The sequence below is a fragment of the Ochrobactrum sp. EDr1-4 genome (assembly GCF_049199085.1).
In the GTDB taxonomy this organism is placed as follows: Bacteria; Pseudomonadota; Alphaproteobacteria; order Rhizobiales; family Rhizobiaceae; genus Brucella.
Genome location: NZ_JBLZOF010000010.1, coordinates 116855 through 124308, shown reverse-complemented (window position 1 = coordinate 124308; position 7454 = coordinate 116855). Strand labels below are relative to the sequence as shown.

The window sequence follows — 7454 nt, the reverse complement described above, 5'->3', positions numbered from 1 at the left end:
GGCCGCAGGTTCAAATCCTGCCCCCGCAACCAAAATCTCAAAAAAAAATACTAAAACCTTTGATGCACACGCCATATTCGTAGCTATACCGCCTCTACAAGCTACATGAGAAGCCCGTTCAACCAAAATCGATAATCAATCGACTATCGATCGCACCACGAACGGCACAAATCCTGAACACAAAACCAAAATCTCCAAAAAAACGACCCAGATTTATCAACCAGCCTACCTGCCTATCATTACAACGGCAAAACACACCCAAAAACAGCCCGCCCCGAGCGGGCTTTTTGCTTTAGGAAATGGTATCCAGAAATAGTGCAGCTATAAGATGCTGAAATCGGGAAAAGCATGATGACGCAAATGCAAACACTCTTTAAATGAGCCGGAGAAGTCTGCGGGGGTGCTGTAAGACCGTAGCGTTAAGTAACACCATCTCTGATACTATCGAGCGTGGCAAGCCACATACCTTGCCGCCTTAGCTTCAATGAGCGGCGGCGGCAGTTGATGGCATTCGTCGAAAGCAATCGGGCAGCGCGTGGAAAAACCGCAGCCCTTTGGTGGATTGGCTGGGCTTGGCAGATCACCGCGAAGGACAATGCGCTTACGTTGGCGTTGAGCGATGGGATCAGGCAACGGAATGGCTGAAATCAGTGCTTCCGTATAGGGATGCGCAGGATTATCGAAAATATAAGAGGTCTTGCCCGTCTCAACGATGCGTCCAAGATACATCACAGCAACACGATCTGCAAAATGCCGCACAACCGAAAGGTCGTGGCTGATGAAAAGATAAGACAGGCCAAATTGTCTTTGCAGATCGAGAAGCAGGTTAAGTATCTGCGAACGGATAGAAACATCGAGCGCCGAAACTGGTTCGTCCAGGATCATCAGCTTGGGATTAAGCGCAAGCGCACGTGCAATTACGATGCGCTGTCTTTGCCCACCGGAAAAAGCACCTGGCATTCTCGTGGCATGTTCTGGATGAAGCCCTACCAGTTTAAGCAATTCCGCAACTCGGGCGCGACGTTCTGCTGAAGTGCCGATCTTATGGATTGCAAGCGGCTCAGCGATGCTCTCGCCGATTGTGAGTTTCGGATTAAGCGCAGAAGCTGGATCTTGAAACACGATTTGAATATCACGCGATAGTCCGCGTATGGTTTCGGAAAGACCATGCGTAACTGGCTTTCCATCAAAACTGATTGTGCCTGATGTGGCTTTCGTCATGCCCAAGATTGCAGTGCCGAGCGTGGACTTACCGCAACCGGATTCACCAACCAGTGCAACACTTTCGCCACGAGTAATATTGAGGCTAACGCCATCAACGGCTTTGACGTGATTAACAGCACGGCCCAGCAAGCCACCGCGAATCGGATAATGAACTTTGAGATTATCGACAGAAAGCAGCGTGTCGCTCATAATAGTGCTCCCACATGTTGCGAACGCCAACAGGCAGCGGCGCCAACATCAATGCGTGCCGATAGTTTCGGTATCTGCGCGCTGCAATAATCTTCGGCAATAGGACAGCGTGGTGCAAAGCGGCATCCATCGGGCCATGAACCAATGTCGGGCACGATACCTTCAATAGTTGGCAGATGGGTTTTAGGTGCCCCCTCCAGTCGTGGAATGGTTGAGAGCAGAAGTTTTGTATAAGGATGCTCCTGTTGAGCGAAAATCGCTTCAACCGGAGCCTGTTCGATCACGCGCCCTGCATACATAACCGCTACGCGATCAGCCATATCTGCAACGACGCCCATATCATGGGTAATGAGCAGAATGGCAGTTCCTGTTTCGTCGCGCAGTTTCTTCATCAGATCGAGTATTTGCGCCTGAATGGTAACATCAAGCGCCGTTGTAGGCTCATCGGCTATAAGCAGTTTAGGCCGACAGATCAGAGCCATGGCGATCATCGCGCGCTGACACATACCGCCCGACAGCTCGAAAGGGTATTGCCCAGCCCGGATCTCAGGTTCTGGAATCCCCACCTCTTCGAGCATGGCAATAGCGGCATGGCGCGCGGCTTTACCACTCAGATTGCGATGAACGATGAGGCTTTCCTCTATTTGCTTGCCGATTTTCATCAGCGGATTGAGTGAAGCCACAGGCTCCTGAAAAATCATCGCCAAATCGTTGCCGCGAAGATGACGCCGCTTGTTGTCAGATACGCGCAAAAGATCAGTTTCGCCAAAGCGAATGCTCCCAGAGGCTACTTTTGCGACCTTCGGCAAAAGTCCCATGACTGAAAAGGCAGTCAATGATTTTCCGCAACCGGACTCACCGACAACGGAAAGGATTTCACTTTCATCGACATGAAAGTTGACACCATCCACCACGGGTTGACCGGCAATCTCGATGACAAGCCCTTCGACTGTAAGCACAGGTTTCGTCATTCTGCCTCCGTGCGCACTGCTGCCCAAGGATGGTAAGGATGTGCCATGCCGATATTGTGGCCATCTTCACGCATCACAACTGAAGGGATCGAGAAATTCACGGGATAGAGCGTATCCTCAATAATCTCGACTGGAAATTCTTCGTTTAAACGGGCCGCCACGTCGGGCTGTGCACGTTCACTCACGCGTAGCTTAACCCCGCTGCCATCAATACGCGGCGCATGAAACGCCGCTTCCGGCGACATGCCAAAAACGTTAATATAGGACAATATCTGCGCCACTGCTGGCATGATCTGGCGGCCGCCGGCTGCACCAAGTGCGATATAAGGTACACCATTTTTGCTGGCAATGATCGGGCACATATTGGCGAGTGGCTTGACACCCGCTGCAATCGAATTTGGCTGACCGGGTCGCGGATCAAACCACATCATTCCATTGTTCATGAGAAGATCAAGCGACGGTGCAACCACTTTTGAACCAAAGCGCGACAAGAGCGTGTTGGTGAGTGACACCATTGTGCCATCGCGATCAACAACGCTGATATGTGTGGTGCAGCTTTCGCCATTGCTGCCATGACCAAGTGTTCTCAAACGCTCTTCAGATGCGCGGCGGATTGATCGCGCGAAGGCGAGCGCCGTTTTGCCAGAAAGCGGATTTTCTTGGGGTAGGGTCCGGTTCAGTTCATCAAGAACATGTTTAAGCGTTGGACCACCAGAAAGCCCGGGAATGGCATGTATCGTTGAGCCATGATAATCAACAGAGAGCGGCTTTTTCCATTTCGGTTCAAAATGGATGAGATCGTTTTTGTCGATGAGACAACCGCCATCTAGCAAATCTATGAGCAGCTTTTGAGCAATTTCGCCTTCATAAAAATCCCGCGCACCAGCTTTTGCTAGTCGTTCAAGCATGGCTGCTTTCTTAGGCATCGGAATGTGGCGCGGCGACCCCGTTTCAGGAACACGCGGTGCACGCCCTTGATCAAGAAACAGGGCGCTTGAGGCAGGGAAGCGGTTCAAACCTTCGCTATCAATGGCAAGACAGAGCGTGGTGAACCAGTCGATCTGTAGACCGCGTTGCGCATGTTCGATAGCGGGTTGCAACGCATCAGCGAAGCTGATTGAGCCGAAACGTTCCAATGCTGATGCAAGGCCGGCTATCGCACCCGGCACGCAGATCGAACTATAACCGATCAGGTTTTTGTCAGCGATCACCTTCGGCCAGTTAAACCAGTCACCATCGCTGCCCGGAGCAAGTGGATAATCGTTTGGGTCGATATTGCGCGGCGAAACAACATTGAAATCGAGCGTATTTACAGTGCCGCTTTTGCCATCAGCATGAAGCAAGAAGCCGCCACCGCCCACGCCTGAAAGCCACGGTTCGACCACGCTTAAGACCAATGCAGTTGTTACGGCAGCGTCCATAGCATTGCCACCACGACGCAAAATAGCCGCGCCTGCTTCCGCAGCGAGCCAATTCTGGCAGGCAACCATGCCGCCTTCACTTAAGCTCTGCTTTTTCTGGATTGCCCAGCTCTCAGCCATTCGCCTGTCCAAATCTACGATTTCCAATGGCATCGGGGATATTTGCATCGACAGCAAAACATCCGAGATTGGCGGATGCTTTATGATGGGCTGCAATCTCCGCAGCAGTTGCTACCCATGCATCGCTTTGACTGGTTATGTTGTCCAAAAGCTCTTCTAAAAGTGCGATGCGTTGCGCACGCCCCGAAATCCAGTCATGGACCGTCAGCGTAAACAACCCACCAAAGCGGTGAAGGGTGCGCCATTCGGAAATCCAATCCTGCAAGATTGCCTGTCCAGACTGAAATGGCCACTTGTCGCGCCCACCGCCCTCAAACTTGAAGAAAATGGCATCGTCGGTTGCCCATTGCACAGGAATTTCTGTGACACCGTCGATTTCATAGGGGTGATCAAAGCCCGAAAGAGACGAGTCATAGGCCAAACCTATACGCTTGATTTCGCGAAGCATATGTGGGGTCAATTCCCATGCAGGCGAACGAAAACCAACTGGCTTTTTGCCTGTCTGTTTAACGAACAATTCGATGCTTGCTTCAAGCGCTCCGGTAAATTCCGCGTCTGATACATCGGCGACGATCTCGTGGAAATATCCATGAAGGCCGACTTCATGTCCCGCTTCAAACAATGCTGGCAAAATTTCCGGGTTGGTTTCAGCGGTCAGTCCGGGGACATAAAAGCTGGCTTTTACGTTGTATCGTGCGAAAAGGTCGACCAGCCGGTACAACCCGGTACGGGGGCCGAAGCTTCGGATTTCAAGCGTTGCCAAACGATCCGGGACCGCATCGCGATGTGCCCACATGAACGGAACCTGCGCATCTACATCGACAGACAACAACGTCGCGGACTGCTTGCCAGACGGCCATTGATAATCGGGCCATGGCGATTTGATGGCGAGTTTTTCGATCATAGCGCCTTCTTTTTCTGCTGGAAAACAGCCGATGAACCGATGGAATTGCCGCCATCGACCGTCATTGTGGCGCCGGTCACATAGGTTGCTGCCGACGATGTTACATAGAGTACAGCCGATGCCACATCGGGGGCTGAAGAGGCACGTCCGAGAGGGATCGATGACGTCACCGTGTTCACGTGTTCATCGGACAGCGAACTCACATCACTTCCGGCCGCAAAGCCCGGTTCGACGGCATTAACCCGAATTCCATATTCTGCAAGTTCAAGTGCAAAGCCTTTTGTCAGACGATCAAGGGCCGTCTTCGAGGTGCAATAAGGAACGACAGTTGTGCGCATTTTGCGCGCAGCACCTGATGATACATTGACAATAGAACCGGCCGTTTTGGTATCGATCATCTGTTTTGCAAAAAGCTGCGATAACAGGAATGGTGCGCGCAAATTGACGCCCATGATACGGTCCCAATCATCAAGCGAAATATCGAGCAAGAAGCCTGACGGATAAATTCCAGCATTGTTGATGAGAATGTCTGGCGCACCCCAGCGTGTACCGACTGCGTTGGCAAAGCTTGAGATGGAAGCCCCGTCGGTGAGGTCGGAGACAATGCCAAAATGCCCTTCGCCGGGGAGTTCGGCAATCCGCGCATCAATCTTCGCCTGATCCTGATCGGTCAGGCAGAGGAGTGCGCCTTCTTTGGCAAAAGCAGTGGCAATCCAACCGCCGATGATGCCACCCGCGCCGGTTACAATGACTTTTTTGCCTTTGAATTCTTTTTCGAAATTCATGGGTAGTCTCCTATCTGCCGCGTGGGTCGAGCCAGTCGCGGATATGATCGCCGATAAGATTGATGGACAGAACAAGCAGGAACAAAGCGAGGCCCGGAAATGTCGCTATCCACCAGGCCGAAGCGACGTAGTTGCGCCCGGTTGAAAGCATTGCACCCCAACTCGCAGTTGGTGGCTGTACGCCCAGCCCGAGGAAAGATAATCCAGCTTCAAACAAGACCATTAAGCCGAATTCGAGCGTTGCGACAACAATAAGCGCCCCTGCAATATTCGGTAGAATATGCCGCCATAACAGGCGCAGCCAGCCTGCGCCCATGAAGCGAGACAGACGTACATAAGGCATATTGGCGACCGAAAGCGTCTGCCCGTAAGCCACACGCGCATAGCGTGGCCAGCGTGTGAGAGCGAGAACGATCACCACATTCGCAAGGCTTGGCCCCAAAATGGCAACAGTAATGATCGCGAGCAGAATGGCCGGGACGGATAAAACCATATCGACAAGCCGCATGATGATTGTTTCGGTCCAGCCGCGATAAAAAGCAGCCAGCATGCCCAAAATACTGCCCAGAATGCCGGACAGGACGACCGATGAAATAGCCACTAAAAGTGAAATCCGGGCACCATAGATCAGCCTGCTTAAGACATCGCGGCCAAGCTCATCGGATCCAAGATAGTAGACAACACCACGGCTTTCAAAGCCCGGTGGCTTGAGGCGAGCCAGCAAGTTCTGCTTGTTTGGATCGAAAGGAGCAAAAAAGGGGGCAAAAATAGCGATCAACAGCAGCAGGATCAATATGGCAAGGAAAGGTGAAACCGACAGGGGTAATCTCTTCGACCATTTGGCGAATGTGCTTTTTGATGATGTAAGGGACGTCATGTCTGACCTCCCATGCGAATGCGCGGGTCAATCAGGCTGTAAAGTACGTCGGCAATCAGATTGAGCACAATCGCAGTCACTGCGCCTAAGAGAACGACGCCCTGAACCAGCATGAAATCACGCGCTGCAATTGCCTGTACGGTCAATTGGCCTAGCCCCGGCCATGCGAAGACCGTTTCTACGATTACGGCGCCTGCCAGAAGATTGGCAATCTCAAGTGCTGCAACAGTCACCACCGGGATTGATGCATTGCGAAGCAAATGACGGATGACGATGCGCATGACCGGCACGCCCTTAGCATGAGCCGTGCGCACATAATCCTTTTCGAGTTCATCAAGAACGGCAGTCCGTGCAACGCGTGCGAAAGTCGCCATGGACAAAAGCCCGAGTGCAATGGACGGCATGATAAGGCTTGGCCAATCGCGCGCGCCGGATGGTGGCAACCATCCAAGCCAGACCGCGAACACCATGATCATCAGGATTGCGCTCCAGAAAGTCGGCATTGACTGCCCTGCAAGGACAATACCCATAATGGCTTTAGATTCTGCGCGTCCTCGACGCACGGCCATGATAATACCTAATGGAATGCCAAGACCGATCGCAACCACAAGCGCGCCTCCCGCTAGCAGCAACGTATAGGGCAATCGACTTGCAATCAGCGTCCAGACGGAGACGTTCTGGACATAGGAGCGTCCCAGATCGAAGGTCAGTAACCCCCGCAGATATTCGAGGTACTGAACAGCAAGAGGCCGGTCAAAGCCAAGTGCGGTGCGCATTGCTTCGATATCGGCCAGTGTCGCATTTTGCGGTACGAGCAGCAGAACGGGATCGCCTGCTAAGCGTTGCAGAAAGAAAATCAGTGTCATTACGCCAAGAATGGCGATCAGAGCCTGCACAATGCGGGTCAGAAAAAAAGCTGGCATTGCGGTTATCGTTCCCTTGTTATTTTTATTTCAGGCTGGC

General features: G+C 52.3%; 7 protein-coding genes. All 7 read right to left on the bottom strand.

Annotation, left to right across the window (positions count from 1 at the left end):
- Window positions 1-441: 441 nt before the first annotated feature.
- Genes ACOZHT_RS21445 through ACOZHT_RS21415 form a run of 7 tightly spaced genes read right to left on the bottom strand, consistent with a single transcriptional unit; the run spans window position 442 to window position 7414 of the window.
- The gene (locus ACOZHT_RS21445) at window positions 442-1413 is read right to left on the bottom strand and encodes an oligopeptide/dipeptide ABC transporter ATP-binding protein (protein WP_339512088.1); all 972 of its coding nucleotides are present in this window, start codon (window positions 1411-1413) and stop codon (window positions 442-444) included.
- Window positions 1410-2384, bottom strand: coding sequence for an ABC transporter ATP-binding protein (locus ACOZHT_RS21440; protein WP_339512090.1), 975 nt, complete (start codon window positions 2382-2384; stop codon window positions 1410-1412). The genes ACOZHT_RS21445 and ACOZHT_RS21440 overlap by 4 nt, the downstream gene beginning before the upstream one ends.
- On the bottom strand, window positions 2381-3925 hold the full coding sequence (locus tag ACOZHT_RS21435) for a gamma-glutamyltransferase family protein (protein WP_339512092.1): 1545 nt from the start codon (window positions 3923-3925) through the stop codon (window positions 2381-2383). The genes ACOZHT_RS21440 and ACOZHT_RS21435 overlap by 4 nt, the downstream gene beginning before the upstream one ends.
- Complete coding sequence (locus tag ACOZHT_RS21430; RefSeq protein ID WP_339512094.1) at window positions 3918-4829, bottom strand: polysaccharide deacetylase; 912 nt, start codon at window positions 4827-4829, stop codon at window positions 3918-3920. The genes ACOZHT_RS21435 and ACOZHT_RS21430 overlap by 8 nt, the downstream gene beginning before the upstream one ends.
- Complete coding sequence (locus tag ACOZHT_RS21425) at window positions 4826-5614, bottom strand: SDR family NAD(P)-dependent oxidoreductase (protein ID WP_421566528.1); 789 nt, start codon at window positions 5612-5614, stop codon at window positions 4826-4828. Before ACOZHT_RS21425 ends, ACOZHT_RS21430 begins: the two co-directional genes overlap by 4 nt.
- Window positions 5615-5624: 10 nt before the next feature.
- The gene (locus tag ACOZHT_RS21420) at window positions 5625-6491 is read right to left on the bottom strand and encodes an ABC transporter permease (protein ID WP_339512098.1); all 867 of its coding nucleotides are present in this window, start codon (window positions 6489-6491) and stop codon (window positions 5625-5627) included.
- A complete protein-coding gene (locus ACOZHT_RS21415; protein WP_339512100.1) occupies window positions 6488-7414 on the bottom strand; it encodes an ABC transporter permease in 927 nt (308 codons plus the stop codon). The genes ACOZHT_RS21420 and ACOZHT_RS21415 overlap by 4 nt, the downstream gene beginning before the upstream one ends.
- Window positions 7415-7454 lie beyond the last annotated feature (40 nt).

Coding starts and splice junctions, on each gene's coding strand:
- ACOZHT_RS21445 (WP_339512088.1), bottom strand. CDS start 1,413: ATGAGCGACACGCTGCTTTCTGTCGATAATCTCAAAGTTCATTATCCG.
- ACOZHT_RS21440 (WP_339512090.1), bottom strand. CDS start 2,384: ATGACGAAACCTGTGCTTACAGTCGAAGGGCTTGTCATCGAGATTGCC.
- ACOZHT_RS21435 (WP_339512092.1), bottom strand. CDS start 3,925: ATGGCTGAGAGCTGGGCAATCCAGAAAAAGCAGAGCTTAAGTGAAGGC.
- ACOZHT_RS21430 (WP_339512094.1), bottom strand. CDS start 4,829: ATGATCGAAAAACTCGCCATCAAATCGCCATGGCCCGATTATCAATGG.
- ACOZHT_RS21425 (WP_421566528.1), bottom strand. CDS start 5,614: ATGAATTTCGAAAAAGAATTCAAAGGCAAAAAAGTCATTGTAACCGGC.
- ACOZHT_RS21420 (WP_339512098.1), bottom strand. CDS start 6,491: ATGACGTCCCTTACATCATCAAAAAGCACATTCGCCAAATGGTCGAAG.
- ACOZHT_RS21415 (WP_339512100.1), bottom strand. CDS start 7,414: ATGCCAGCTTTTTTTCTGACCCGCATTGTGCAGGCTCTGATCGCCATT.